The 26187-nt window shown below is 58.9% G+C and carries 21 protein-coding genes and 6 pseudogenes; 13 read left to right on the forward strand and 14 right to left on the reverse strand.

Annotated features, from left to right (window positions below):
* Positions 1 to 204 precede the first annotated feature (204 nt).
* Genes XI08_RS07630 through XI08_RS07645 form a run of 4 tightly spaced genes read left to right on the forward strand, consistent with a single transcriptional unit; the run spans position 205 to position 7127 of the window.
* Positions 205 to 1638 carry a Wadjet anti-phage system protein JetA family protein gene (locus tag XI08_RS07630; protein WP_271573973.1) on the forward strand — a complete coding sequence of 478 codons (1434 nt, stop codon included), beginning with the start codon at positions 205 to 207 and terminating at the stop codon, positions 1636 to 1638.
* Positions 1577 to 2344 carry a DUF4194 domain-containing protein gene (locus XI08_RS07635; protein ID WP_271573974.1) on the forward strand — a complete coding sequence of 256 codons (768 nt, stop codon included), beginning with the start codon at positions 1577 to 1579 and terminating at the stop codon, positions 2342 to 2344. The genes XI08_RS07630 and XI08_RS07635 overlap by 62 nt, the downstream gene beginning before the upstream one ends.
* Positions 2341 to 5964 carry an SbcC/MukB-like Walker B domain-containing protein gene (locus tag XI08_RS07640; protein WP_271573975.1) on the forward strand — a complete coding sequence of 1208 codons (3624 nt, stop codon included), beginning with the start codon at positions 2341 to 2343 and terminating at the stop codon, positions 5962 to 5964. Before XI08_RS07635 ends, XI08_RS07640 begins: the two co-directional genes overlap by 4 nt.
* A complete protein-coding gene (locus XI08_RS07645) occupies positions 5961 to 7127 on the forward strand; it encodes a Wadjet anti-phage system protein JetD domain-containing protein (protein WP_271573976.1) in 1167 nt (388 codons plus the stop codon). Before XI08_RS07640 ends, XI08_RS07645 begins: the two co-directional genes overlap by 4 nt.
* Positions 7128 to 7545: 418 nt before the next feature.
* Here XI08_RS07645 and XI08_RS07650 read toward each other — a convergent pair whose 3' ends face one another.
* The 4 genes from XI08_RS07650 to XI08_RS07665 all read right to left on the reverse strand — a co-directional run bounded on the left by XI08_RS07650 (position 7546) and on the right by XI08_RS07665 (position 10490).
* A complete protein-coding gene (locus tag XI08_RS07650; RefSeq protein ID WP_271573977.1) occupies positions 7546 to 7938 on the reverse strand; it encodes a type II toxin-antitoxin system HicB family antitoxin in 393 nt (130 codons plus the stop codon).
* A gap of 46 nt (positions 7939 to 7984) precedes the next feature.
* Positions 7985 to 8173 (reverse strand): type II toxin-antitoxin system HicA family toxin, encoded by a 189-nt coding sequence (locus XI08_RS07655; RefSeq protein ID WP_271573978.1) that lies wholly within the window; start codon positions 8171 to 8173, stop codon positions 7985 to 7987.
* 671 nt (positions 8174 to 8844) lie between these two features.
* Positions 8845 to 9150 carry a helix-turn-helix domain-containing protein gene (locus XI08_RS07660; RefSeq protein WP_271573979.1) on the reverse strand — a complete coding sequence of 102 codons (306 nt, stop codon included), beginning with the start codon at positions 9148 to 9150 and terminating at the stop codon, positions 8845 to 8847.
* Between the two features lie 5 nt (positions 9151 to 9155).
* The gene (locus XI08_RS07665) at positions 9156 to 10490 is read right to left on the reverse strand and encodes a type II toxin-antitoxin system HipA family toxin (RefSeq protein ID WP_271573980.1); all 1335 of its coding nucleotides are present in this window, start codon (positions 10488 to 10490) and stop codon (positions 9156 to 9158) included.
* A 319-nt stretch (positions 10491 to 10809) separates the two neighbouring features.
* On the opposite strand from XI08_RS07665, the gene XI08_RS07670 reads away from it, so the two are divergent.
* The gene (locus XI08_RS07670) at positions 10810 to 11127 is read left to right on the forward strand and encodes a hypothetical protein (RefSeq protein ID WP_271573981.1); all 318 of its coding nucleotides are present in this window, start codon (positions 10810 to 10812) and stop codon (positions 11125 to 11127) included.
* A 184-nt stretch (positions 11128 to 11311) separates the two neighbouring features.
* Here XI08_RS07670 and XI08_RS07675 read toward each other — a convergent pair whose 3' ends face one another.
* The 3 genes and pseudogenes from XI08_RS07675 to XI08_RS07685 all read right to left on the reverse strand — a co-directional run.
* Complete coding sequence (locus tag XI08_RS07675; RefSeq protein ID WP_271573982.1) at positions 11312 to 11719, reverse strand: type II toxin-antitoxin system VapC family toxin; 408 nt, start codon at positions 11717 to 11719, stop codon at positions 11312 to 11314.
* Positions 11720 to 11724: 5 nt separating this feature from the next.
* A pseudogene (locus XI08_RS07680) lies at positions 11725 to 11973 on the reverse strand (type II toxin-antitoxin system Phd/YefM family antitoxin); the annotation flags it as partial.
* 72 nt (positions 11974 to 12045) lie between these two features.
* Positions 12046 to 12871: pseudogene (locus tag XI08_RS07685) on the reverse strand (tyrosine-type recombinase/integrase); the annotation flags it as partial.
* 87 nt (positions 12872 to 12958) lie between these two features.
* Between XI08_RS07685 and XI08_RS07690 the strand changes: the two are divergent.
* Positions 12959 to 13255, forward strand: coding sequence for a hypothetical protein (locus XI08_RS07690; protein WP_271573983.1), 297 nt, complete (start codon positions 12959 to 12961; stop codon positions 13253 to 13255).
* A pseudogene (locus XI08_RS07695) lies at positions 13252 to 13685 on the forward strand (PIN domain-containing protein). Before XI08_RS07690 ends, XI08_RS07695 begins: the two are co-directional and overlap by 4 nt.
* 658 nt (positions 13686 to 14343) lie before the next feature.
* Here the strand turns inward: XI08_RS07695 and XI08_RS07700 are convergent.
* The 3 genes and pseudogenes from XI08_RS07700 to XI08_RS07710 all read right to left on the reverse strand — a co-directional run.
* Positions 14344 to 15453, reverse strand: a complete 1110-nt coding sequence (locus XI08_RS07700) for a pyridoxal phosphate-dependent aminotransferase (RefSeq protein WP_271573984.1) — start codon at positions 15451 to 15453, stop codon at positions 14344 to 14346.
* 500 nt (positions 15454 to 15953) lie between these two features.
* Complete coding sequence (locus XI08_RS07705; RefSeq protein ID WP_271573985.1) at positions 15954 to 16289, reverse strand: CDP-alcohol phosphatidyltransferase family protein; 336 nt, start codon at positions 16287 to 16289, stop codon at positions 15954 to 15956.
* A 2-nt stretch (positions 16290 to 16291) separates the two neighbouring features.
* Positions 16292 to 16492, reverse strand: a pseudogene (locus tag XI08_RS07710) (isocitrate lyase/phosphoenolpyruvate mutase family protein); the annotation flags it as partial.
* Between the two features lie 1066 nt (positions 16493 to 17558).
* Here XI08_RS07710 and XI08_RS07720 point away from each other — a divergent pair.
* Positions 17559 to 17867, forward strand: coding sequence for a YhjD/YihY/BrkB family envelope integrity protein (locus XI08_RS07720; RefSeq protein WP_271573986.1), 309 nt, complete (start codon positions 17559 to 17561; stop codon positions 17865 to 17867).
* A gap of 28 nt (positions 17868 to 17895) precedes the next feature.
* Positions 17896 to 18258, forward strand: a complete 363-nt coding sequence (locus XI08_RS07725) for a hypothetical protein (RefSeq protein WP_271574005.1) — start codon at positions 17896 to 17898, stop codon at positions 18256 to 18258.
* On the opposite strand, the pseudogene XI08_RS07730 reads toward XI08_RS07725, so the two are convergent.
* A pseudogene (locus tag XI08_RS07730) lies at positions 18142 to 18375 on the reverse strand (isocitrate lyase/phosphoenolpyruvate mutase family protein); the annotation flags it as partial. The gene XI08_RS07725 and the pseudogene XI08_RS07730 overlap by 117 nt on opposite strands.
* A 657-nt stretch (positions 18376 to 19032) precedes the next feature.
* On the opposite strand from XI08_RS07730, the pseudogene XI08_RS07735 reads away from it, so the two are divergent.
* Positions 19033 to 19227, forward strand: a pseudogene (locus tag XI08_RS07735) (response regulator transcription factor); the annotation flags it as partial.
* A gap of 708 nt (positions 19228 to 19935) precedes the next feature.
* Here the strand turns inward: XI08_RS07735 and XI08_RS07740 are convergent.
* Positions 19936 to 20166 (reverse strand): hypothetical protein, encoded by a 231-nt coding sequence (locus XI08_RS07740; protein WP_271573987.1) that lies wholly within the window; start codon positions 20164 to 20166, stop codon positions 19936 to 19938.
* A 2008-nt stretch (positions 20167 to 22174) separates the two neighbouring features.
* The gene (locus XI08_RS07745; protein WP_271573988.1) at positions 22175 to 22396 is read right to left on the reverse strand and encodes a hypothetical protein; all 222 of its coding nucleotides are present in this window, start codon (positions 22394 to 22396) and stop codon (positions 22175 to 22177) included.
* Positions 22397 to 22470: 74 nt separating this feature from the next.
* Between XI08_RS07745 and XI08_RS07750 the strand changes: the two genes are divergently transcribed.
* From XI08_RS07750 to XI08_RS07760, 3 genes are all read left to right on the forward strand, one after another.
* Positions 22471 to 22779: a hypothetical protein gene (locus tag XI08_RS07750; RefSeq protein ID WP_271573989.1), complete on the forward strand. Its 309-nt coding sequence runs from the start codon at positions 22471 to 22473 to the stop codon at positions 22777 to 22779.
* Between the two features lie 87 nt (positions 22780 to 22866).
* Positions 22867 to 23160, forward strand: a complete 294-nt coding sequence (locus XI08_RS07755; protein WP_271573990.1) for an E2/UBC family protein — start codon at positions 22867 to 22869, stop codon at positions 23158 to 23160.
* Positions 23157 to 24143 (forward strand): ThiF family adenylyltransferase, encoded by a 987-nt coding sequence (locus tag XI08_RS07760; protein WP_271573991.1) that lies wholly within the window; start codon positions 23157 to 23159, stop codon positions 24141 to 24143. The genes XI08_RS07755 and XI08_RS07760 overlap by 4 nt, the downstream gene beginning before the upstream one ends.
* 1160 nt (positions 24144 to 25303) lie before the next feature.
* Here XI08_RS07760 and XI08_RS07765 read toward each other — a convergent pair.
* Positions 25304 to 26140, reverse strand: coding sequence for a Crp/Fnr family transcriptional regulator (locus XI08_RS07765; protein ID WP_271573992.1), 837 nt, complete (start codon positions 26138 to 26140; stop codon positions 25304 to 25306).
* Positions 26141 to 26187: the final 47 nt, after the last annotated feature.

Consider the following 26187-nt stretch of genomic DNA (forward strand, 5'->3'; position numbering starts at 1 on the left):
GTTCCATATTTGTTCCATTTCAGCCAGAGCGTGCAGCCTTTCTATGGATCTCCCGGCAGCCTGATGGTTGCCCTCTCAACCGAACGAGGCTTTTGCAGCGCACTGGCAACGCCATGTCTCACTCGATTCGGTCTAGTCTCGATCGAGACGGGTGAATAGGGTTGCTCGTACGTGTTGTGCATATTGTGTTGGTAAGGGTATTTCATGCAGGAACATTTTCTCTCCAAGGCACGGGTGGACATATTCAGGCCGTTCACCGGCAGACATCGCGCCGTATTCTTCGAGGTGGTGACGGAAATCTACGAACGCACGCTCGGGGTGAATGCCGATTACGACATCGTGCTCGACCGCCCAACTCTGACGGAAATCATCGTCGATTCGTTAGATAAGAACCGATCTCTGATCTTTTCCGGCGAAGATGGCGACGAAGAATTGGACGGCGCGGGCGACGACCGCGAGTATGCCGACAAGGTGCGCAGGCGCCTGAAGCGTTTCGGCATGCTCGAGGAATACAACGACTCTTCTTTCCTGAAGGTGTTGTGGCGCTTCACACCGGAAGGCAAGCGGATCGCCAAGATGTTCGCCGACACCCGGCGGAAGACATCGGTAGCGCGCCAGCGCAGCGTGCGCGCTTGCAAGGGAGCGCTGAAGGCCTTCCTCGAAGAAGGTAATCATGAATATCTGGTCGACGCATACGAGTACGCGTCGACCATATTCGACGACGTCTGTCAGGTTTCGGACCTCTTCACCGAGCATCAGCGGCGCATCATGGGCCACTCCTTTTCCACCTCGAAGGATGCGCTCGCGGGATACATGCTTGGCGTGAACGATTTCGACAAGCGGGCCTCGCGCTACTTCGACAGCGACAACATCTACAATCACGCCTCGGATATCGTGGACTTGGCCGAAAGCATCGCGGGGATGAATCCCACGACGCTGGAAGCTGCGGATCGGAAGATCGTCGATGAGCATCCCGCGCTGGAGGAAGAGGCCAATGGCGAGCGCCTGCACACGTGGATGTTGGCGCGGATCCGCAGGGTCGTGGAATCGACCCGCGACATCAAGCATGAAGAGCTGCACCGGGTCGTCGGAGAGTTCTCGACCAACTACGCGATCCTCATCGGCAGACTGATCAAGCTGAGCGCCGCCGGCAACGACGATCCGCTGATCAGGTTCGCCGGCATGTTCGCCGCTGCAAGCGACGACGAACGCGACGACCTCTGTCGAGAGATGCTCGTCCATCTCCTTCCGCTCCGTGCGGATCTGATCGACCCGGCAGACCTCAAGATCGCAGAACGCGCCGATCGCATCCGGACCCCGACCAAGATCGTCCGCAAGAAGCCGTCGCGAGAGGAAATGCTGGCGGCGGACATCCGCAACGCCATGACCGCGGCCTTCGCGATACCGGCCAAGGAAGTCGTCAGCAGCGTCAACGCCGCGGTGCTGTCCGGCGGTGGATCGACCTCCGTGACCCAAATGCCTGTCGGGGATGCCCGCCGGCTGCTCGCGGCGATATCGGCCGTCGAGGTCGTCCGAAGCCTCGGCGTCGAAACCGGCCTGACCGTCTCACCCGGCGATGAGCGCCGTTCGAATGGGGTATTTCTCGCGGTCGACCACAAGATCTCGCAAAGGGCCTGACATGAAAACGATACAGGACCGGTTGAAGGCTAAGAACGTCAGGCTGGAGGAATTCCAAGCGGTCAATGCGCTTCTCATCAGCCGCGGCTTCCTTTCCCGCGAAGACGGCGTGCGTCATCGGGCGCTCTATATGGTCGCTCAAAGATGCCAGGACGAGATCCAGGACGTGCTTACGTTCGTGTATGGCGCCTCGTTATTCCACGATCCCAGCACTTCGCACTTTCGTCTCCAGCCGTTCGGCGCGCGCGACATCGGGTTGCCGGACGTCGGCGAGGAAATGGAAATCCGGCGAGAGCTGAAAGGAGCCGTCCACAAGGACTTCACGGCCGCGCTTCTGACCTTGAAGCTGCTCTACGACGAACTCATCGTGGAACGCAGGATGGGTCCCGGTGGCCGGGTGGCGGTCAGGGTGACCGAGTTCGTCGCCGCCATGCAGGTCAACTTCAAGGTCGACCTGCCCGCCGCGGACTCTCATCGAAGGGCGATCTTCATGAAGCTGAAGAAGCATGGCGTCGCCGAATTCAACATCGACGAGCTCAAGGACGAAGACGCCGTCATCAGCATCCGGCCGGAGATCGCTTCGCTCGTCTACGACAGCGCGGTGGCGGCCGCGGTCGCTTCGATCCAGAAAACGCGCGATGGCTCCGAGGACGCGACCGAATCCCCGACCGACGCACAAGATGTGGAAATGGATGCCGCCGGATGATCATGAACCAGGTGACGACCGTAAACTGGGGCCAGCTACCGATCGGCGACGTGCAGCTTGCCGATGTCGTGCTGCTCGGCGGCGAAACGGGCGCCGGAAAGTCCTCGTTCATCGATGCCGTAATTGGCGTGATGACCGGAAACGAGCTGCGCTTCGCCAAATACAACTCGGCTCAGAGCGAAACCTCCTCGAGCAAGAAAACGAAGCGCACGGTAGCTTCCTACGTCCTTGGCGCAGACGACAGCGCGGAGCCGCACCGCCAGCACGGTGCCCACGGGTATGCCGGCCTTTATTTCGAGCCGGACGATAGAGACGAAGGAGCAGGGCAACCGTTCACTGCCATCGTCGGTACGGAAGCGAGGCTGGAACGGCTCGCGAACCAACCTGTGTTCAAATCGCTGGAAGATGTGAGGATCGTCGTATTCGGCGCCAAGGTGGGCTCGGCTGATCTGATAAGGATCGTCGACGGCACCGAAGAAGTCATTCCTGTCAACGAACTCGTCGTCGCACTTCGCAAGAAGTTCGGCAGGGATTCCGTACGGGACTACAGCACGAAGACCGAGTACGTCTGCCGCTTATACGCGACTCTCAGGGGACAATCATCCCCGGTCGACCGCCGGGAGGCGGAGGGCTGCATGCGCGCCTTCGTCAACTCGATCGCCTACCGCCAACCCGACGATATCGATGCCCTGATCCGCGAAGACATCCTGGAGCCCGATGACAATGCTCGGATGATCGAGACGCTGAAGACCACGATCACCGACGTTTCCAACCTTCGGCAACAGGCCGTGCGGATGGAGAACAACGTCCGGCTTCTTGAGGAGGCCAACGGATCGCTCAATGAGGGAGCAAAGCACTTCATCGAAGAGTGGATGTTCGCCGCGCTGGAAGCCGCCAAGTTGCTTCAAGACGCCGTGGACCGGCGCGATCAGGCTCTCGCGTCCAGGGAGAAAGCGACCCTGGCTCTCGACGAGATGAACAAGGAGATCCTCGAGTGCGAAACGCAGGCGGCGCTCCAAAATGAAGCATGGGAGCGGCTGAGGACCCGCATTCGTGAAAGCGACGTCGATCGCATCCGACGGGAAATCCAGGATCGGATAGCGCGCAGCCAGGACGCGATCCGAAGTTTCGAGCAGAGAATGCGAAACGCCACTCTTACGCTGAACGCCGCACGGAACGTCGTCCGGCAAGCGTTGTCCGCCTGCTCGGAAATCGAAGATCTGCGCGACGCTTCGATTCGGCTCCGCGCCGTAGGAGAGAAGATCGACCGGATCAGCCTGCCGGAGATCGAAGGGCACTTGAGCGCGGTGAGGGACGGTCTCGAGGGTGGGGCCGCCGGGCGCCTCCAGGAAGCGGTCGCCGCGATCGATGCCGCAGTCGGATCGGGGTGGATCAGCGAGATCGATTCCATCAGCGAGTCGTTTCTCCTTGCTCAAGACAGACTGCGGCAGGATTTGGATCTGCTGAGAACGAAGCGCCGGGATAGCGAAGCCAGGCAAAAGGCACTGGCTTCCGGACGGACGAACTATCCTCCGGGAGTATCCGAATTCGCTGCCCACCTCGAGCGGATCCTGCCCGAGGCGAAACCACGCATTCTCTGCGATGTGGTCGAGATGAGGGATCCATCCTGGCAGAACGCGGTGGAAGGATTCATAGGCGGCGACAGATTCGCCATACTCTACGAGCCGGAGTACGAGACGCGGGTCATCGCGTTGCTAAGTTCCTATCGCGATGCCGGGGGGGCCCGCCCGTCGGTCGCTCAGATCGGCCGAGCCCTCAGGGAGGCCGGCGTCGCCGTGACGGACTCGCTTGTCGGCAAGTTGAGAAGCGACGACGAAGTGGCTCTCGGTTATCTGACCGCAAGATACGGACGGGCCGTCTGCGTTGCGACCGAAGAAGCGCTTAAGAACGTCCGCAGCGGATTGCTGCAAGACGGGGTTTCCGTGGCGGGGTACAATTACCGAAACAGATCGGAGCCCGACGAGCGGCTGGTGTTCGGCCTCGAAGTCCGCCGACGTCAGGCGGCTGCGCTGGCTCATGCCATCGACCAGATCGTCGTGGAGATCGGAAGGAAGGAAGCGAGCGAACTAAGCGTCCGAAATGCGATCAACCTGATGGGGCGCGCGAAGCACGCCGAATTGCATGACTTGGACGTCGGATCGTTTCAATCCGCAGGCAAGGAACTGCGCACTGCGACCCAAGAATTTCAGGGCCTCGACGTCTCCAGCATCGCCGAGCTCGAGCAGCAGGCCGCGTCGACCAAATCGAAGGTTACCGATTTCACCAGACGCAAGGATGAACTGCTTCCCAAGGTCGGCGGACTCAATCGCGATATTCGGGCCGCCGACGGGCAAGTCACCACCGAGGAAGTTCTGATCGTCAAACTGACGCCCGACGCCGAACGCTCGGAAAGGAATTGGCGGACGGCGCTTTCCTGCGTTCCGCCGATGAAACAATTGCCGTACGAGACGCTCTACCGTCAGGAAATGGAGTCGGGCAGACCTGTCAAGTCGTTTCATGATCGCAATAACGAGCGGCGATCGTGGGCGCAGGACTCCAAGAACGCAGCCGAAAACGTGCTCCGGGAATACAACCGGGATGCACTCGAATATCAGAAGATCATCGTCCACACGCTGCAATACCCCTCGCCGTCGCCTTCGCCCGAACACATGACGGAATGGCTTCAGTCTCAATTCGACCAGGTCGCGGATCAGATAAGGCGCCAGCGCGACACCGGCCTGGTCGAGCAACGGGAAAAGCTTGTGCTTGCGGAGCACCAGTTCACCAGATCGTTCACATCGAACTTCTGTCTGCGTATCCTCCAGAGGGTCACCGGGCCTGACCGTACGATCGAAGTGATCAACAAGAGCCTCGAGGACATCAGCTTCTCCGGCGACAAGATACTGATGACGCAATCGCTGCGGGAAGAGTACAGCCGATATCTCGATCTTTTCCGCGCGGTGCGCGAGCGCACCGAGGCAGGTCCGGCCGATCTGTTTTCCGCGGCCGAGTTCGCGCCCCAGGAAAAGGAGACGATGGAGGAGCTTCGGACGCTCCTCTTGTCGAACGACGTCGAGCATTCGATGCGGGAGCTCAACCGGATCGCCGACTATCGGCACTACAAGAAATACGACTTCGAAAAGTCCTCGAAAGGCGGAGATCCGCGCAATCTATCGACTTGGGGAACTGGATCCGGCGGAGAGGCGGAAACACCGTTCTACATTATTCGCGCTGCCGTCTTCGCTGCGAGCTTCAGGCTGTTCTCAAAACAAAAGATCTCGCATTTTCGTACATTGTTTTTGGATGAGGTCTTCAAGAACATGGACGAAGCCAGGACCAGACGCGTTATTGCGTTTTTGACCAAGGAAATGGGCTTTCAGCTCATCTGCGCTGCCCCGACCAAGTCCATGGCAGCGTTGATGGACGTCTTCAATCGGCGCATCAGCTTCTCGAAGGCGCCGACCGCGGGATCGCAGACCTGGATTGACGAAGTCGATCTCGAGCGAGAGCGGATCGCCGAGATTTACGAGGAGCATCGCCGCAACACCATCCGGGATGTGACCGCGAAATTCGAATTAGCGAATCCCGTCGAGAAAGAGGTAGGAGAAGCGGCGGAATGACCCCTGAAACAGCTCTTGGCGATGCACTCGCGAGGCGCCTGCTGGGTATCGCGCTCGATCGGCTGGATCGGTCGCGGCCGGAACAGCGTAAGAACGCCATAAGAATCCCAATCGACCAGATCACGGCCCCGGAGATATTCGAGGCCGAAACCATCGCCGACCGCGACATCGCTTGGCATGCTCTCGACGTCCTTTCCGAAGCCGGCATCGGAACGGTGGTCTATCGTCGGGCGGCTCGCCACGGCTCCCGCGAGGACCGCGAGCCCGTATTCGAGCTATCGGCCGCCGAAGGCAACGAGGACCGTCTTCGCACCTTCTACGGGCGGCCGCGGCCTGGCCAGAAATATTCGGAGGAATGGCGGTTGCTGGTTCGGGCCAGCGATCTCGATGACGATATCAAGGCGGCCATCGGCGAGCTTCCCGTTTCAATCGCGGGTCGCTCCGCGACAGAGGTCTTCGAACGTCTGGTCTCCGTCCGCACCCACTACGATGCCCAGGAAAACGTCCACCTTCGAGAGGTATCTAGCCGAACCTTCTGGGGCCTCTCCAAGGTGCTCGACAACAGGGCCGAGCTCATCGCGGCCTTACTGGGATTGGCAGAGTGCCCCTATCCAGCCCAGCCGATCCATCTAAACGTCTATTTTGTTGGAACCTTTTCCTGGATTCTCTTCGTCGAAAACAAGACCTCCTTCGAGCGGGCCATCCGCGACGCAGGCGATGCATTCCTGCACGGAAGACTCACTCCCTATGGAGGGGCTGCATTGATCTATTCCGGCGGCTTCATGGGCGCGGCAGGGCGAATGAGGAATTCGTCGGGCTCGAGGGCTTTCTACGGTCTGGACACCGTCTCGAGTGCAAGTCAGGTAGAGGACTTCGAGGCGGCCTTTTACGGCGACCGCGACATCAGCACGGCCTTCTGGGGCGATCTGGATCATGCGGGCATGGCCATCCTCTCGAGCCTGCGCACAACCTTTCCGTCAGTGAAAGCATGGGAGCCGGGATACGCGCCCATGCTGGTCCGGCTCGATGCCGGCGAAGGCCATGCCCCGGAGGAGGCTAGGAAGGTCGGCCAAAAGGCGGTCCTCTCGACGGGCTGTCGCTACGCCGACGATGTTTTAATACCTGCGCTTGAAAAATACGGTCGGTTCATCGACCAAGAATAACAGTCAAGACAGCGACGAGCGCAATTAGCCGAACCGGCGGGCCGGGTCACGAGGACCCAGTTCTCCTATGCTCCGATAGGATAGATATTGCATGGACTGTATCCAGAAGATTGCCTCGCTCACCTCAGTGTCGCGCGGGATCGTGTCCCGCGAAGCCCGGTCCGTCGGCGAAGACGAACCGGATCCTCCCCTTCAGGAAAGGTCAGGTGTCTAACGTCTCGACCATGTTACAGGTCCTCTGCTTCCTATAAGCCTAAAGCGAGGCCCACTCCCTTGTCAATCGGCGTTCGAGTGGGACCCCCTATCGGCATCCACCCGAAACACACTCCCTACGGGGGACGCTTATTGGCGTGCGACTTCAGCCGCAACAGCTGGCGGCGCTCGGAGACGGATGCAGCTTGATCGGGTGCAGCTCTAGTCAGGCAGCGATCGCTTTCTTCGCGGCTTGCGCAAGAAAACCGGATCGAGTGAAGCCGTGCTGTTCGGCATAGTCGTCGATCTCGCTCAAAACGTCGGCGGGAAGGGTGACGTTGACGCGCACATTCTTTACCTCTTCCGCTGGTGCTGGAATGAGCACGGCAACGCCGTCTCTGTTCTCGGCGTTCGCCATGATCTCCTCGAGAGAGGAGGGTTCAGGTACGGCTTCGCCGTCCTCTGCCAGTCCCTGCAGATGAAGGGTCAAGGCTTCAGCGGCCATAGCGCGCGCATCGTCCAGATCCGTACCAGCGGTGATCACGCCGGGAAGATCAGGAAAAGAAACGCCGTAATCGCTGTCCGCGTCCTTATGGATCAGGGCAATGTAGTGTCGCATGAAAGCTCCCCTCCTTGGGTGGGCCGATGGCCCTCTCTATGCGCTGTCATTTCAACTTCAAATCGGCTTGCTTCTCGATGCTCTTGAGCGTTCCGATCGGGACATCCCTCTTAGGGTGCGGGACCGTGACGCGGCCCGTCTTAGTTGGATGTTTGAACTGAACGTGGCTTCCCTTCTGGGCGACCTGTTCCCAACCATGGGCCTTAAGGGCGTTGATGATATCCGCCGATTTCATGTGTGTATTTATACACACGCGAACGGCAGATAGTCAACACATAAATACACACTGATCCCAAACGTTCCGTTCAGCGACTCAATCCGGCCTAGCGATTCACGCATGGACCGCTAAGCGTTGCAAAGCCGTCGGCAACTCAAGCGAGTGGCTACAGCTAACTAATTGATTTAGTTACAAAAAGATCGGGGCGAATATCAAACTTTCAGATAAAAGAAATGGACCAGCCGTTTCGCGAAAGGGCGCGGAGCATTCTGTTGCCCGACTTTGATCCGGCTTTGTCGAAAAGATCGCCGTAGAGTTGGGATGGCAATACGGCTAGTACGAAGAGCTCGCGAATGATCCAACGCAGCTCGGTCATTCGAGAGAGGTGGAGATCAATCGGCGTAGAGCTGATTGTGCGAAGCGCGCGATAGCACGGGTGTACCTGGACCTGTGGCCACGCACCCTCGAGGCTGAACCACGCGGTGAAGTTATTCCACCCGTCGTCTCACGTCCACTCCGGATCGACCGGTAGCGCCGATGATGGACCGATGATCGCCGCATTCATTGGGCCGACACCGCCATGATGATGATGGGCACTGCGGCTGCGATGCTGCTGCCGATGATGGGCCTGCAGGAGGCTGCCGACCTCTGCGCGAGCGGAAGTTCGGCCCCCTCAGGGCCGAGATTGTTTACGCCTCCATATTCTTCACGGAGGCGATGGGCGTGATCGGCACGAACCCGATCTGGAATCCGAACGCGCGCCCGATTTTTTGAAGCGTCTGGGAGGTCGGATTCGCCACACCGCGCTCGATTTCGGCGATCTGACGCGTTGTAAGTTTGAAGAGCTTCGCGAACTCGGGTTGCGATAGTCCCAGAGCATACCGCATCTCGGCCACCGCGTCGGGAAGTCGCAACTCGCCCGCTCGCGCTTTCGCCGAAATCGCCGCGCGACGATTCCGGATTTCCTCTTTGGTGGGTTTACGCCATCGAGGCATATCGATCACCCTTTAACAGGAAGGCTGCGCAACTTTGCGACGCTATCCGCCATTTCCATGTTCTTGACGATTGCGTTTTTCACGACCGTGTCCGGCACCTTGTGCTGTGTCGCAAGATCGGGGAGGGCGCGAAGTAGGTTCTCTTTCGCCGCCAAACGCTCCATCAAGCGTTCGGCAGGAACGCTCGGAGCGGCCACGGCCTCGCAGACCTCGCGCCAATCCGGGCGCGTGTCCCGGTTCTTTATCCTCATGCATTCCCAAGTTGTGGATCTGGGGATTGCAGCGGCGTCGATCTTCATGGGGCAGAAGTCAAATAGCGGAGACAACCGGATGCGTCCGTCCGGAAACTTCCTGAAGGCGGTGTTCCGGCCGTGATTGTCCGGGTTTCCCATCGCAAGATTGAGGATGTCCCGCAGTATATATTCTACCGTGTCCTCGAAGGGATCTGCCGAAACGTCTTGAATGAGTTTGATATAGGTCTCGTGTCGACCCCGCGCGCCGAACTCGGCAACGCCGAGCGCCGATATGAGACTTTCCTGGCCATAACGCACCAGTCCTTGGTCAGTCACCAGGCGGTCGAAGCGGGGAATGACCAGCACTCCGTCGCCATAGGTGTTTTCGCCTTCGACGATCAGACCGAAATCCTTGGCGACCTTGAGATAGCCAGCTTCGGCCTCGAGGATGCGCTTGTCCGTAGGTTCAGTGCTCCGTAGGAGCTTGGCGATGACATGCGCGCACGCGTCCTGGTCCTCCACCATCGGGGCAGGATACCAGAGCCCGTCTTTCGACTGGGTAAGCGCGACCTTCGGCCAGTCTCCTTGAAGACCCGACGATCCGGACGCCAGCATCGAGAAGTGATTCGCAACTTCGAGGAAGGTCGCATCGCGGCTCAGGATCTCATCCATGGATATGCCGAGACGCGCCATCTTAGCGACCCGCTCGGTCTCCAAAAGGTGCGCTTCCTTGACGCGGAGATTGCCGACGGGGGAGCCGGCTGACCGCTTGAGCAGTTCGATTTCGGTCGCGGCTGCGTTTGGATCCAGTTGTATAAACTCCGCGATACGTCTCGCTTGCCGCCCTTGCGGAACGAAATCTAGAATGAATGCTGGCCAAGTATTGGCGTATCGGTGATCGAGATCGACGGGGGCCGCGATCGAATACGCTCTCAGATCACGTACGGACTTTCCTTCCGCCAAAGCGATGGCGGCGTGCTCCACGAAATATTCGAGCTCATAGCTCGTCTTCGAGGATCCCTTGTGCCCTAGCTCGGGCCTTTCGATCTCCACCACCGCAGCGTCGTGCCACTCGCCATCGAAGAAGGATTGGATCGTCAGGTTCATTGATGCACCCATTTCGATGGGTTTATATCTCCTAGTTCTCCATTATTCAACCCTTATAGTGGGTTGGAACTCCCATCGAGTTGGCCATTATCAACCCATTTAACGGGGGTAAATGAGTTCCTGCTGTTTGACGCAGGCTTGGACGGGACCACTTCTCATTGCAGAAGGTTGATGAATTCGACCCGCCCACCGGCCGTCACCATATGGAGGTGATGGTTTGCGTTTTGTGCGCGATGTGATGTGAGTTCGGAAATGGGGGGATTTCCCCGGTCTCCTCTTCTTAATCTTTGACTATGCTATGGGGCAAACGGTGCGGATCATGACGATCTTTGGCGATGATCGCTCAGGTCTCACGATTAACACCCGAATCGCTGCGCGAACGCGGGCGGAGCATCGCGCCCAGGAAGCGCGCGCCGGTGAGATCGTTAGCTTGGTGGACGAGGTGGTCGGCAAGGTGACCCTGGCCGTCCGAAAACACCCCGCCAGTGCCGCGGCCGAGCCGTTCTCTGCCGCGTTCGACGATCTGATCGATGAGCTCGGCGAACCTTCATTCAGTCGGCTGTTTCCGTGCTGGAAACGCATGCGGCCAAGCACGTCTCGCGGGAGTTGGGCAGCGAAACCGTGTTGGTCGCGCTGAAATTCGGCGGCCCTCGCGGCCTATACCGGCCATGTCGGACTGAATGACGCCCAGACGAGCTCAGATTGGCGATGGGCGAGGTGATGAGCATGCGCGCTTCGCCTGAATTGGCGCGTCGACCGAGCTTGAATTCGTAAGTGGGGCGGCAAGACGTCCGGGCCCTGGACGAGCCTAGGCTTCTCCTTCAGGTCCTCGCGTCCCAGGGATTGACGACCGAGGCACCTGTGTCCTCGAAGTCTGCGACGTTGCGGGTCACGAGGATGAGGTCGTGGACGATCGCGGTTGCTGCGATCAGCCCAGCGACGTCACCGCGCGGCCGGATGGCCGCGATCCGTCCCCATTCCACCGAGATCTGGTCAGTCACTGGAAGGATACGATCGGCGTGATCGTGGCGTAGCTTGCGAAGCCATTCGGCGAGATGACCAGCTGCCTTCGAGTCGGATTTCTGTTTGAGCGCAATGCCACGCATGATCTCGCCGAGGGTAAGTGTGCTGAGATGGATCGTGGCCGGGTCGACCAAGCGCAGCCACGCTGTCGCCTGCGGAGAACCCCGCCGCGCCTCCGAGACGGCATTGGTGTCGACGAGATACATCGGAGCGCCGCGTCGCGGCTTGGCGTATTGGCACGCTTCGCGACTGCCTCGGCGAGTTCGTCGTCCGAAGTTGGACCGGCTAGCAAGTCGTCGACCAAGGTCGGTCGACCGGCACGCAGCGCGTCGTGGTCGGCGGCCGACAATACAACGGCAGCGCGCTCGCCCCGCAGTGTGACGATCTGTGGGCCTTCCGTCCTTGCCTTCTGCACCACCTTGGAGAACTGATTCTTTGCGTCTTGTAGTGGCCATTCCATCTTCGAGACCTCCTAGCTAGTCTAGCTATACAATGGTCAAATCCGGGGGGGAGCGGTGGTTTTCTGCGCTTTTCAGGTGATCTCAAGCCGCGTCCAGATGAGGGAGGGGTATTTCAGCGTCAGAGGCCGCGGCCTTGGGGTGAGGTTGACGCGGAAGCGCTCGCGCCGCCGCTGGTAGCGGCGAGTCATTTCCGCGCTGGCATGGCCGAGCTCCTTCTGGACGTAGCGCTCGTCCACCTCGGCCAAGGAGGCGAGGCCAGCGCGCAGCGAATGTCCGGCAAACTTCGTCTCGCGCTCGCCCTCCGGCAGATCGGCGCGCACGCCGGTCGGCAAGGGCCGCGCGTCTGACCAGCCGCGCGACCTGCTGGTTGGTCAGGCGATTGGGCTGGACGTCCTTGCCTCGACCGCGCATCCGGCGGAACAGCTGACCGTGGCCGATCCGCGCCACCTTCAGCCAGGTCCGCAGGGCGACGATCAGGCCCTTGTCTAGGATCTCGACCCAGCCTTCGCCGTCCTCGGTATCGCTGCGGTCGACGTCGAGACCGACGATGTCCGCGCTGTAAGCCACCGGCAAAGCCGATGAGCAGCATCGCGCGATCGCGCAGACCGCGGAGCGTGCCGGGATCGAGCTTCGAGCAGGGCGATGACATCCTCGGGCTGGACGGCTTCTTTCTGCTGGGCGAGGCGGCGTGGGTGTTGCGGATGCCGGCAAGCACGGTCGCGATATGCCCATGCGCGCGGTCGGGCGGCGTTCCGCGCTGGGCAAAATTCCAGATCAGGGCCGAGAGCCGGCGCTCGATCGTCGAAACGAATTGGCCTTGCGATCGGTCGTCGCCGCGCCCAAAGCGCAGGCGGTCATGTAGAGGCCAACGGTTTGTGCCGACGGCGGCAGGATCTCGCCGGCACCACTCTCGCCGTCACCGACGAACGGCAGCCTTGAACCGAATATTCGGATATATAACCAGATATAAAAAGGAGGCGATCAGTGAGCAAGAGCGCACAGAAAAGGGCGATCGAAAATTACCGATCCCGGCTGACGAAGCGCGGCATTGTGCGGTTCGAACTCCAAGCCCTCGAGACCGATCGCGACCTCATCAGAGCGCTTGCGCGCAAGCTGACTGATGAAGGGCCGGAAGCTGGTAATCTCCGGCGCATGGTTCAACAGGCCGTCTCGCCCTCCAAGCCCGGTGGCATCTTGAACGCATTGCGACGCTCGCCACTCGTCGACGCCGATCTCGACCTGACGCGCCCGCGCGAAAAAGGGCGCAAGGTCGATCTGTGACGCGATATCTTCTCGACACAAACATCATCAGTAACGTCGTCAAGCCGCAGCCGTCAGAGTCACTGCTGGCCTGGATGGCAGCGCAACGAGACGAGGATCTATTCATCACATCACTAACGGTCGCGGAAATCCGGCGCGGCATCCTTGAAAAGCCCCGCGGGAAGAGCAGGACGCTCTCGATGCATGGTTCTCCGGTCCGGAGGGACCTCAGGCCTTGTTCGCGGACCGCATTCTGTCATTCGACGAGAAGGCCGGGCTTATCTGGGCGCGCCTTATGGCGGAGGGCAAAATCGCCGGACAGCCGCGCCGCGGGCTCGACATGATCATCGCAGCCGTTGCGGGAGCCAACGACTGTACCGTTGTAACGAATAACGAGAGAGATTTCACCGGAGTTAAGATCATCAATCCGATGCGCGGACGCACGTCGTGAGCGGCTTTCGGTCCATCAACCTGCAGCTCACTGACGACCTCGTCGACTTTGTCTGAGCTCCTGGCTACGTGTTTGATTTTTCCGACGCTGGCTTCGCCGATTTCTCTGTCTCGAGCTGAAGGTAAAAGACGATCCCAAATAGGGGCGCACGGCGGCCCCAAAAGCAAACGCTACTTCGTCCAGAGCTGCGGCTCAAGGTTCGTTTCCGAATGTCCTGCAAACGCTTCGGACTGTTTGATTTGGATCGAAAGCTCGTTGATGAGTCCTACGACCCGGTCACGCGCGCACTCGGAATCGAGCGGCGTCTTGCAAAGGTACCACGCCGCTACTTCGTCAGTCTGCCCTAAGATCTCGGCGTGCCGCCTAACACGGAGCTCGCAGTCCTTGCTTCGGGGGCGTAACGATTTCCCTCTCCGCCAGGGGGCGCCTTTCGATGCCACGGCCAGGAGTGCGGGACGGAGAGCCGAGGAGTCTCGCTGAACTAATTTAATGATTTACGTCGATCGAGACGGCGAGCTCGATCTCTCGGTGGAGCAGTGGAAGCGGCGGAGGCGACGATGCCCCGCTCCGGCGGAGCCGCGGCTGTGCCTTTCGCTCAGTGCTGAAGGAGGTCTTGGGGAGCTGCGCAGGCGAACTCGAAGGCTCGGTACCGGGGGCGTTAATCAGCGACGTCTTTCAGTGCTTCCACCAAAAACTTATTGTCGTCTTCAGTGCGGCTTGCGATGCGCAAGAATCGTTTGCCATTCTGAAGCGTCTTGCCGCCATTGTGCCTGATCAATATCCGTCCATCTTTTAAAAGTTTTGAGGCGATCACGTCCCCATCCGGCCAATGGGGCGGGAGTTCGCAGAACACGAAATTTGCGTCGGGCTTCAGAACTCTCATTCCGTCGATGCTGCGCAGTTCTGCGTATAGTTTGTTCCTGTCGCTGCCCACCCTCATCCAACTCTGCTCTGCCGCGTGCGCAAGGTGAGGAAGCTTGCTTAGAAAAAACTCAGCAAACGTATTGACATTCCACGTGGGGAGGGCGGCTCTAATTTCGTTCATCGTCTTTGCATTTGCCGATGCCGCATACCCGATCCGCAAACCGCATGTCCCGTAAATCTTTCCCAGGCTTTTGAGAACGATCACATTGGGAAATTCGAGCAAGTGATTTTCCAGGCTCGCACTTCGTCCGACTTCACTAAATTCGATGAATGACTCATCGATCAATAGGAGTTGCTGTTGAGCTCGAAGCGCGGAAGCGAGATATAGCAAATCCGCATAGGGAACCATCCGCGACGTTGGATTATTCGGCGATATCACGACCGCGCCGTCGACACCATTTGTACGCGCAAATTCTGCATAGCAGTGCACATCGAGTTCAAAATCTGGCGCTGGCAGAATAAAGCGTGACAACCGCCCGGGCAAGGCGGTGGTTTCATAGGGATTGAAGGTTGGGACCGGGACCGCAATCCTCATGCCCAGTCGACCAAGCAGGATGGGGATCAGTTCAGCCACGCCATTGCAAATGACAAGATTATTCGCCGGAATCTTCACCGCATCCGCAAGAAGCTGAACCATCTGCACATTAGGAGAGGGATAGCAGGTGATAAGCCGCGGTAGAGCGTCCTTAAGTTCGTCAAGGAACGCTTGCGGCGGAAAATAAGGATTCACCAGAAGGACGAAGTCCTTGACGTCATATCTCCAATAGCCGCCGGGGAATCGGTTGATGAGGTCAAAGACGTCGTCCGACCTAAGCGGTACGTTGATTTGTGCTGTGCTGTTCATGAAGTGAGACTAGCTGAAACGTTTCAAGGCCAACGAAAATTCCAGAACGATCGCGTTCTCTCGATTAGTTCACGGCGATAAGCATCGAGGAACGCCGATTCGCGAAAATTTGTCCCGGCAATAAGACTGGTGCGCGCACACTGCAGTTGGCGAGACTCATCATGTGACCTGCATGGTAGGGAAGCCTGCAACACGCAGCAGCTCACGCGCTAGATCATACTTCCATCTCCAATCAAAAGGACCGACTGGCTAAAGCCACCGATGATGCGACGGCGAAGATGCCTATTGCCGTATACATTGTTGCGCTTAGTGGTGGCACACGAACAGGCGCGACATGCGCCATAGCGAGCAGCAAGAAGCCAATGTTCACGACGTCAGAAAATGCTTCAGCAGGAATGAGAGGCTTAAGAAGAAATAAGAGCGCCAGGAGCGGCACGTCGTAAGACAAGGGAACGCCCAAGAAGCATTCATCGCACGACCTGCCAAAGTTCGCAAAGTAGCTAAGCCTTATTGCACCAGCCACCAGTAGCGCGGTTGCGGTCGCAAGGGAGAGGTGAGCCTTGGCTGACTTGTACCACAATTACCGCAGGCAGAACGGCTCCATAGACAATATCCGCAAACCCGTCGAGGCTCGCTCCCATCCTTGCAACATCTGGATCGCGACCCTTGGTACGACCTGCCACATACCCATCGAGGTGGTCCGATAGAACAGCCCAAAGCGCTACTGCCACAGATAGCTCGAGGCGCTCGGAGAGAGCAAGAAATAGGCTGGTAGACGAAAAAAGAAGACCTGTGATTGTTATGGCGTTCGCTGGATCCCAAAGGTATTTTAACATTGGACTCTCCGCTCGACGACGCCGACAAATTGGCTCCGCGATGCTTCGTTGGCGTTGCGGTGACCCAGAGAGCAGGCTATCGATAGACCCGATGCACAGAGCCCCTTGAAACCAGCGCGTTCAGCGATTGCTGCGAAGAGGCCGTCATGCGCTTCCATGAGGAACGAGAGTTCGCTGCTGCAGTAGACTTGTGCGCGCAGCATCTCGGTGAGTGTGCAAGCCATGCGTAAAACAGAACCACCGGCGGCAACAGTTTGTCCTGATTGATCTTGCATGCCGAGTCCTTGCCGGCGTGTTTGATTGGCCGACATTCATCAGTCGAAGGTGACATGTTTCTGTCATCGAGATCAATTGCAAGGGTTGGTAGTTGACCGTGCCGCAAGCGCAACAAGGCCATCGATCCTCTTGCGGAAATTGGATGGCTGGTCAGGAATACCTTCAGACCTGAGGGGATCATGCCGAACGGATCGACCGAATCACCCGCTGCAAGTGCGCCTCGCTGGCATCCCATGCCGGCGCGCATGACGACCTCGCCAATGGCAATCTCGATTACCGTGCCTGCCACACGCGCCACCATACCCTCGCAACTCGAGGAGCCGCGGCATCTCCAACCGCTTACCTCATGAGCTCGCGTGCCTCGTCTCAATTGCACGCGGCGGAGAACGAATTGTATACCGAGAAGGCCGCGCCGTCTCTTCTCCATCGAGGTCTAAACGCCGATCCGACTCAAACTTTGCCCGAAGATGGCCTCGGTCAACGCGGCGGCCCTTTCTGGCTGGTGGTGCTCGACATGAGGAAGTGGCGATGTTTGAGCCCTCACAAATCTTGTCAGCTTTGACCCAACAAGGGCGCGATGCCTAAGAAAGGATTGCATAGGCAGAATTACAGCATTCTGATATATCTTGGTAAATTCAAGACGGCGTGTGGAATGTTACACACCTATGTTGCTCGAAAGGTTGCCGGGACAACATCTATAAGGCCCCCGCGACCCGCCGCCTTCGCTGGTCGGGGACCCCACACCCCGCCGCAGTCCGACACCCACATCCGCAACGATACTCTTGGCCAGCCTCCGGGCCGCCGTCCGGTTGTCGGTAGCGCGCGCCCCAAAGCACGGGTGCTAGTGAGGTCGCGGCGTAGAACGCGATGGCCGCGCCGCGGCTCAAGGCATCGTTGTCCAGGAAGCCTGAGAACGCCGCCTTACAGGATGCCCACTTCATACTTGCCACCCGGGAGTGCGGGGTTCTCCAACAAATCCTCCAGGGTACGGCCGTGCTGTTCGCCGTCGGAAAATCGCTGATCGGGATTTATCTCAGGCGCGCAGCGCCCAGTTCACCCTATGGGGCGGCCGGCGCGCTGATCGCATTGATGTTCTGGACCTACTATTCGGCGCAGATCTTCCTCTTCGGCGCCGAGCTCACCAAGGCCATCGCGCGCCCACCGATCGCCGGGCTCGAAATGAAAAACCCAACAGCGAGCGGGCCTGAAGATTTGACGTATTGGAGACCTTCAATTTCCGCTTCTGTAACAGACTCGCGCGTTGCGCATTGGTCTGTGGGACAGGGCATCGAACCAAGATGACGCCATGCCCAGGAGTAAGGAGTTTTTGTTGGAGCAGATCGCCCGCGCGCGGCGCTTCGCGGCAGCCATGAATACCGCGGCAGACCGGAGCGCTTCGATAAGATGGCGTTCTTCGCGCCAAGCTTCGTCGTCGTTAAGGCGTTCGGCCACGTCGGCAGCGAGATCTGCATCCTCCGTGCTTGCGATCGCCTTGCCGTCCTGTTTTTTTTTGGCCTTCGGCGGTCACCGGGAAATCAGCGGGTTTCCGCGGCTTCTTGGCAACGGACATCGCATTGCGTGCCAGGAGGCGCGCATTGTTGAAATTGCCGAAGCCCCCGTCGCCATCAACGAGCACAGGCAGCTCGGTCGAGTCCACTATGCGTTCGACGCTCGCGACGAGCTGGGTCCATGAAGCTTCGTTGGCATCGCGATAGCCGAGCGAGCTAGCAATTGACAACCCAGACGCCCAGAGCCCCTTGAATCCCGAGCGCTGGGCGATTGTGGCGGACAGGCCATCATGCGCCTCCATCAGAAACGAGAGCTCGCCATTCGAGCAGACCTGGGCGCGAAGTATTTCGACAGACGACGGCCGAGTGCATTGATGACCTGCGTTAGGCCGAACGGATTGTGGTTGATACTGCATACAGAAATCCTGAGGCCGAGCGTCGATTGGCGCAAACTTCACTGTTCATATCTTTTTGTCGTGATGCCGATCAATGACCAGCGTTGGTAGGTTTATCGGGACGTAAAAGCTTGCATATCGCCATAGGATTGGCGCCGAACGGTAGGCTGTCGTTATGGGTGGATGCGTCGAGCCGACACGCTGGAAAGGAAAGCTTTGGTGCAATTGAAGGATCTGGGCTCACAAGCCGGGTGCTGCGGCCCTTCACAGAGCATTCACCCCTGGCGGGAGGAGCGCCTGGTCAAAGGGTGATATCCAGCTCACACAGATGTTGACGCAAATATCGACTGCTACGATTGTCGTAAATGCTGCTGTTGCGTTACGACATATGTCGCAATCCCGCCGATAGGGCTGCAGTTGATGGCAGTCTCCCGAGAATGGACCGGCAATCGCCCAAGAACTTGTCCTGCCGCGAGAGTTTGCGGGTGCCACTGAGTGGTATGGCATTTGCTGATCTCGTTCTGGTCCTCTCGGCTCCAGGAGAAATTCATGGCGGATGTGCAAGAGGTTATGCTGTCGGAACGGGAAAGACAGTGTTTGCGATGGGTCGAGGAGGGGAAGTCATCCTGGGCCATCGGAGTCATCTTGGAAGTGAGCGAGAACACCGTCAACTTTCATGTCAAGAATGCGATGCGAAAGCTGGAAACGACCAGCCGTACCCAGTGCGTCGTCAAGGCGCGGCGTCTGCGTCTTATTTAAAGTAACGGCCGCGGTTACGTTGCCACTGACGCAGATCTAGCGAAATGTGAGGGCCGGCCGTGGGTTGCTCCGGCGAAATGCGAATCGAATTACGCGCCCGCAGCTGTATAGCCATAATGCAGGCGCTGTTGCTATGAACAGGGCGTGCTTTATTTCGATCGCCGATCGTCACTGTGGGGCGCTGCGGACCACTAGGCGAGGTGAGATCATCGGCGCATAACACTCTTGAAAGCTCGACGGCCGTCGGATCCCAGTGTCGAGAACTGGTAGGTGACATCAATGGAACGTATCGCTGCGGATGAGATGGCGTTAAGCCCGCGAACGCGTTCCACCTCAAGATAGGCCGATGCAGTTGAAACCGACGAGTTCTTTGGCGCTGTGCTTATGTAGTGAAACTGTTCCAGATGGAGCAGTCGATGGCGCGTCCTTGGAGCTCTCATCTTATGTCGTCGAACGGCACGAGTCAGGACGGCTCATATTCAGGTGTATAACGATGTAACGCCTCGTCGAGCGGACGCAATGATTGGCCGATGATTGTCGTCCGACAGAATCTGCGACGGAAAGCCGCTGGTCTGACTGATTGAATGCTTGAAATGCGTACGCTCAAGAACATCGGCTGGCGGCGGTTACTCCTGCGATGGCGAGTGCCTCGGCTTCGAAGGGCAGCACAGGTGCAGAAGAACGGTCACATCCGTAATGTTCTGCTGTTCACGGGATCGGAATATCGAGCTCGATCTCACGCGTCACTTCGATGACGCTCTCTGGATGGCGTCCGTTCTTGAGGAGAGCGTATTTCAGAGCTTCAGCGCGGTTGATAAAAAGCCCGCCAAACGAGCCCCGTTTTTCGCGGGCAACCCAGTTACCGGCCCGATTTCTGCCGACAAAAACAATCGGCGGAGAGCAGTCACTTGAATGGGAATCGAGGACCTGAATCACCATGCCCCTTAGGTGAGATGACAGCTCACACTCATGTGGAACAAACCATAGCGGAGGTGCTCCGGCTCGCGATCGTAAAGCGGTTGTCGACTTGTCGTGCTACTCACATTGCAGCATCCGAAACCAGCATCTGCGACTTCAAAGCCCGGCTATTGGCCGCCAATCGGCTGTGGGCTTCGCTGCTGGGTGGCAAGTATCATCAACCTGGAAGGAATAGCTCAAACAGGAACGGAGTTCTCCTATCAGTTCTGAGAAGAGAAGAGGGGTTCCGCGAGGATGCGCTGTCCGAGCGCGCCAACGGTAAAAAGTGCTGCGTGTTTGCTTGCGGGGTGTCACTCTTGATTGGACGATGCGGTCGATGCTCAAAAGGCTTTAATACGTCCTCACCATTCCGGCTGTTTGCAGGTCTTCATTTATTTCGGAAGTGAAGATGTTCACCTTCGGCGCATAGTTGATACATACGGCAACGCGGTCGCGAGATAGAGAGTGGCCGCCTCGAGGACACGCGATCGGGCAAGTGTATGGCCTTCGGATCACGAGGGCTGCTGCAGGTGGCGTGACGGTACGCTCGTTCCTGATCGACTGCCGTCGCTCTCGTCCTTCACGGGGTGCCACCGTCCGCAGCCTCGTCGGCGCAAACGGGGCGGCGGCCGAACGATGATCGTGTCACGCTGCGCTCCCTCGCACAGTGTTCAGTGACTTTCCGCACGGCTTGTTACCGCGGGCGATCGGAGGTAAATGTCGCATCGCAATGAAGCGTTGTGTGAAGCCGGACTTCTGCGCAATTCAGCTGGTGTACGCGTTGAATCTGCGGCCATGGCAGGGATCCTGCAGTCTCCCGCATCATCGTGGGAAGTGGGTTCGTTGAGACACTTCTCTGACGCTGCGTTTAGTGTTCGGCGCACACGGACGCTCCCGCTGGACGTTTACGAGACCTAGACCGATGCAGAGCTGACGCCTTATTCCCTTCGGCCGCAGGCCGGTTACGCGTCGGCTCTCTTGCGCGGAGCTTGATGACTGCAAAACTCTTGTTTAGATGACTGTTCTGCAAATTATAGAATGCGCGCTCAATCATCCTCAGCAAAGAATTGGGTTGGAGGTCTGGTGTGGCTCTGTTTCGCAGGGGCCGCCGGTCGCAAGGACGTTCGATCCTGTGAGTCGGTCTTTAGAAGGGCGCGTCTTGTAAGCCCTGGACGAGAGAGCTGCGGGCTGTTTCGCGGGTCCGTTCTTGTCGGCCATGCCGATGCCCTTCGGCGGAGGAAGCATGCAGGGACAATCCGCCCAAATGAGTCGTAGCCGGCCCATCAGTCGAGGAACCGATGGTAGACGCGCGGTTTGTGTGGTTCGCAAGGAGTCGTCCAACTCGGCAGAAGCTCTCCGCTACCATGAACGAATTCGGAGACTGCCATGCACACCGCCCTGTGCTTGCTGTCGATTTGGCTGCTCATGAATGCGCTCTTCGTTGTCGTGATGACACCCGTCGGCAAATCTGACCGCCCCCTCAGCGGAAAGAAGCTTACACGCCTATTTCGGTGGCCGGCGGTACAGCCGGGCGACCCGTTCACGGTCTCTGACGATCGAAACGGCCGGCCCTGGCTGCAGACGACGGGTGGTCCGGCCCGAAACCCAATAAGATGGTCGTGCGGAGTGTCGGTCCAGAGCAGGAGCTGGCCGTCCGCTTTTTGCGCATGGAGAACAATCACGCCCTTAATCCGCTGATCCGGTCCCGAGCGGCCCATGTCCAATCGGAAGAAAGCCAAACGCTCTTGCCATGTGTGCGCGCCACACCCCCGATCTCTGCGGTAGTTGAAAAGTCGCCTTTCTGGAGGCTCCAAAAGTCAGTCCTATGTCTGCCGCAGACCATTGGACGCTTGGACGCGGCTATCGCTTCACGAGTTTGGGCTGCAGCCGAAGGCCGCCTCTCCCGACGCGGATGCGCCGGGTGCTTTCGAATGAGCTCGGGGACCCGGACAAGTGGACAAGTGCATGCAACATGGGGAAAGCGAACGTTCTAGCCGCGGCGCTTTTTGGAGGTCAGCCCGGTTTCTTCGGCTTCAGGTGCAAGCCACTTGGGCGGCGTGACCTTGGATTGTCGGGAAACCCATCGCGCGTTCGATTCGCGCCCGCCATGAGAACTGACGCCGGCCGACGCCGAAAGAGCGCGGATCCTGAGCCCTTCAGCCTCTCTCTTGCGCCGTTCGGCATGGATCAGTCGCATTTCGAAGGAAATCACCGACCTTGTTCGTATAACAACGCCCTGGCACGCGGGCCGGGGGCCCGCATCGTGTGATTTGCAGGAGCTCGCACATGTTCGGCTGGGAAGCCGCGCCGGGGTGCGACGACAATAGAGGCGAACAGATGGGTGACGAGCAGAACGGACACCACGAGACGTACTTCTTCTTTGTCGGCGGCAAGAAGTACGAGACCGACCAGCCGGCACTGACAGGGCTGCATATTAAGGCGCGCGTTGCCGACTGGGACGCCTCTCATGATCTCGTTCTCGAAGGGCACGGAAACGATCCCGATCGGATTATCGGAGATGACGAACGGGTCTCGTTAGACAAGGACAAGGGCCCACTTCGCTTCTCGTCGGCCCCGAAGGCGAACTTCGGCTGATGGGCGGCCGCTGAAATCCAGATCGAGGATCTGCGCCGGCGCTGGCCGGATGTGCGTACGCAAGGACTGCCGAGCGGCGCAATCCTGGTGACGATCGGTTCGATCTCGCTGCCGTCCGGCTGGAGCAGGGCTGCGACTTCGATCCGTTTTCTGGTTCCGACCGGCTACCCCTTTGCCGCACCCGAGTGCTTCTGGGCGGACAACGATCTGATGCTCGAGGGTGGACGCATGCCGTGCAATGCCGGCAACAACAACATTATCCCGGAGACCGCGGAGCCTGGACTCTGGTTCTCCTGGCATGTCCAAGCATGGAATCCCAACCGCGACACGCTCTCAAGCTGGATGAACACCATCGCCGATCGCCTGAGGCGACTGCAATGAGCGGACTGCGTTTCTCCTGGCCTGCTTATCGCAGGGCTTCGGCCGACCTGCTGGCCTCAGCGCCACTCGAGAGCTGCGGGGTGGCCTATTCGGTGCACGATCCGCACACCGATACATGGTTGGTGGACGACGTAGAGACCGTGGCCGCCTCGGCTTACGAGCATCGCGATGAGGTGTCGGCAACGCTTCGACCTGCATTCATCGTCGAAGTCGCCACGTGCCCGCGCGCTGGGACGAAGCGTCGTGCTGGTGCATACCCATCCGTTCGACAGAGCCATCCACGATTTTCCGCAGTCGACGATGCGGGCGAGGTCGCATTGGCCGGCTATCTGCGTCGCCGGGCGCCTAAAGGCGAACACCTGGCGCTCGTATTCAGTCAGGTGGGCTGCCGAGCCCGGCGGATCGGCACGGCCCAGGAGGTGCCAGTCTGGCAGGTAGGCCAGCGACTGGTCCTCCTGTCGTCCGACAAATCCGCCGAAGGCGGCGATGTCCGATACGATCGGCAGGTGCGCGCCTTCGGTGCCGATGGTCAGCGGGCAATCTCGTCACTGAAGGTGGGTGTCGTCGGGGTCGGTGGTACAGGGTCAGTGATGCTCCAACAGCTTACTCGTCTCGGCGTTCGCGATTTCGTGCTGATCGATCCTGACGTGGTCGAAACCACGAACCTCAACCGCTTGGCCGGAGCCGGTCCCAGTGACGTGGGCACGAGCAAGATCGCCGTCGCGGAAAGGGAGATACACGCGTGTTCCTCGGCCTCGCGGGTGCGGGGACTGAGAGCCGATGTAGTCGATGCGAACATCGCGGCGGAGCTTGTCGGCCTCGACTTCGTCTTCCTCTGCACTGATTCCCATGCGAGCAGGGCAGTGGTCTGCCACATCGCCTACCAATACCTGGTGCCCACAATCGACATTGGGCACGAGCATTACCGTCCGGGAGGGCGCAGTCACCCACATCACCGGGCGCGTGCAAATGTTGGCTCCTGAGTTGCCATGTCTGACATGTACGGGCGCTCTAGACGGAAATCAGATCCCACGCGAGATGATGAGTCCCCTGGCGCGGCCAGCTCCTGTGGTGTGACCGCTTTGAAGAAGGTAACGTCGAGCCGAACTTCGACCTCGTCGCGCTCGGGCGGCGCGTTCTGAAGTCGCTGCGAAGGCGCGAACTGCGTAGCGCCGAGGAGATCGCTGCTGAAATCGACGAGATTGCATGGGAAGTCTCAAGGGCAGGACAGATGCTCGTGCGACGCAAATTGGCTATTTGTGGATCTGGTACACAGAGGGATTGGTTCGCTCTGGCGTAGGCTAGAATCAGAACTCCGAGCCTGAGATTGCTCGCCGGGCCTTGCCCTTGGCTGCCAGCGGTTTTCGAAAGGGACATCATCCAGCGCCGCGCACCCAATTGACCAACGCGCTGGGGCGGTGCGCCGTGGAAAATGTGATGATCAATATTCAAGATACGACAGCCCTCGGGTGCTCGGCAGCGGCCGAACTCGTTGGGGCGAAGGCAGCAGGAGCTTGCATTTGTCCCCAACGTCGGCGTGCGTTTCATGGCAAATATTGCGGTCTTGAAGAGACCAGCCAATTGATACTTAGACTGCTCAAAGTGCTCGGCTTATCGCTTCGAGTCAACATGGCGCCAGCTGCCCCATTTGCTTCATCATCACCCGGACGATGATAGCAGCACCTTCGATCCCGATAACCCAGCACCTCGATGAGAATCTGAGAAAATGTTCCGGCCGCGCACGCCGACAGCCTCTAAGTCCGCGGAGGACAAGTGGTTGGTTAATTCCGGCGGCGGTTCCAGGCTTTCCAGCATACCGAGTTGACGAAGTGTGGATGTCGCGCCCGGTAGCTTTCCGGCTTCGTTGCGCCCATCCAGCGATCCTGCTGAGCACAACGCGAGACCGGTTGTCCAGCGTGCCCGCTAATCGCCGAACCGCATCGCGCGGCTGAACGACGACGCGTCAGCGTTGCGACAACCGCAAGCTGACCAGCCCAGGTATCGCCGACGATCGGTTACCCACCGCCAGCTGCACGGCGCAACGGGAACGATTAGTTCGTGACGGTGTGGCCTTTCCCGGGGAGAATTGCCTCAACTTCGCGTAACAAGAACCGAGAGGATGCAGAACGCCACTCGGGAGTTGCTAGCTCGCCTGTTCTTCGCCCAGAGTGCGGACTGATGAGGAGGCATAGGCAGCTGAGACGAGCTTGTAGCAACAGCATGCCTTTTCTTCGAGCGATTTGGGGTTGTCGATCTGCAAGACCCCGCGCATCTTGCGAATCAGTCCTTGCTCTTCGAAGCGAATCAACGTTTCCGTTACCCCTGCGCGGCGCAGTCCCAGCACCGAGGAAAGGTAATCGTGGGTGACTGGCAGCACGCGGGCGTCAACAGCTTCACTAGCAAGGCAAATCCAGCTCGCGAGGCGCTGTTCACGATGGTGCCGAACCCCGCACAATCCTGTCTGGACGCACTGAAATGTCAGCGCTTGCACGTACTCAAACAGATGGTCTCTGATCTCGGGATGCACCTTCATGATCCGACGAAGATCTTCGACGCGAATTCTGTGGGCGCTTCCAGGGAAGACGACGACAGATTGATGGATTGAAAGATGTCCTCCCCACAAGAAGGAAGTGCCGACCACGCCCCGATAGCCTATGACTGCCGTTTCGAGCATACTGCCCGCGGCAACAACTCTGAGCGAGACGAGGCCGCTCTCTACAAAATAGACGTGCTCGGCCGGCCTTTTTGGCTCTTGCAGAATCATCCGTTCTTTCAAGGCGACCGGCTCGAGGCACTCCCCTATTGCCACAAGCTGTTGGATAGGAAGACGCGCCAAGATTACGTTCTTCACAATGGGCCGCTTCGCGGGACGCACCGGAAAAGAACGCTGATGTTCCGGTCGTGTGCCGGGCAGCTGCTTGAGAGCACTATCTTGAGAGCAGTCAAACACTTCGAGGACGGCGGGCACGCGGTCGGTCATGGTCCCTCCCCTGGCAGGAGGCTTTTGCTAGCCTGCGCCTGACCGTA

The sequence above is a fragment of the Bradyrhizobium sp. CCBAU 11361 genome (assembly GCF_028128935.1).
Lineage (GTDB): Bacteria > Pseudomonadota > Alphaproteobacteria > Rhizobiales > Xanthobacteraceae > Bradyrhizobium > Bradyrhizobium niftali.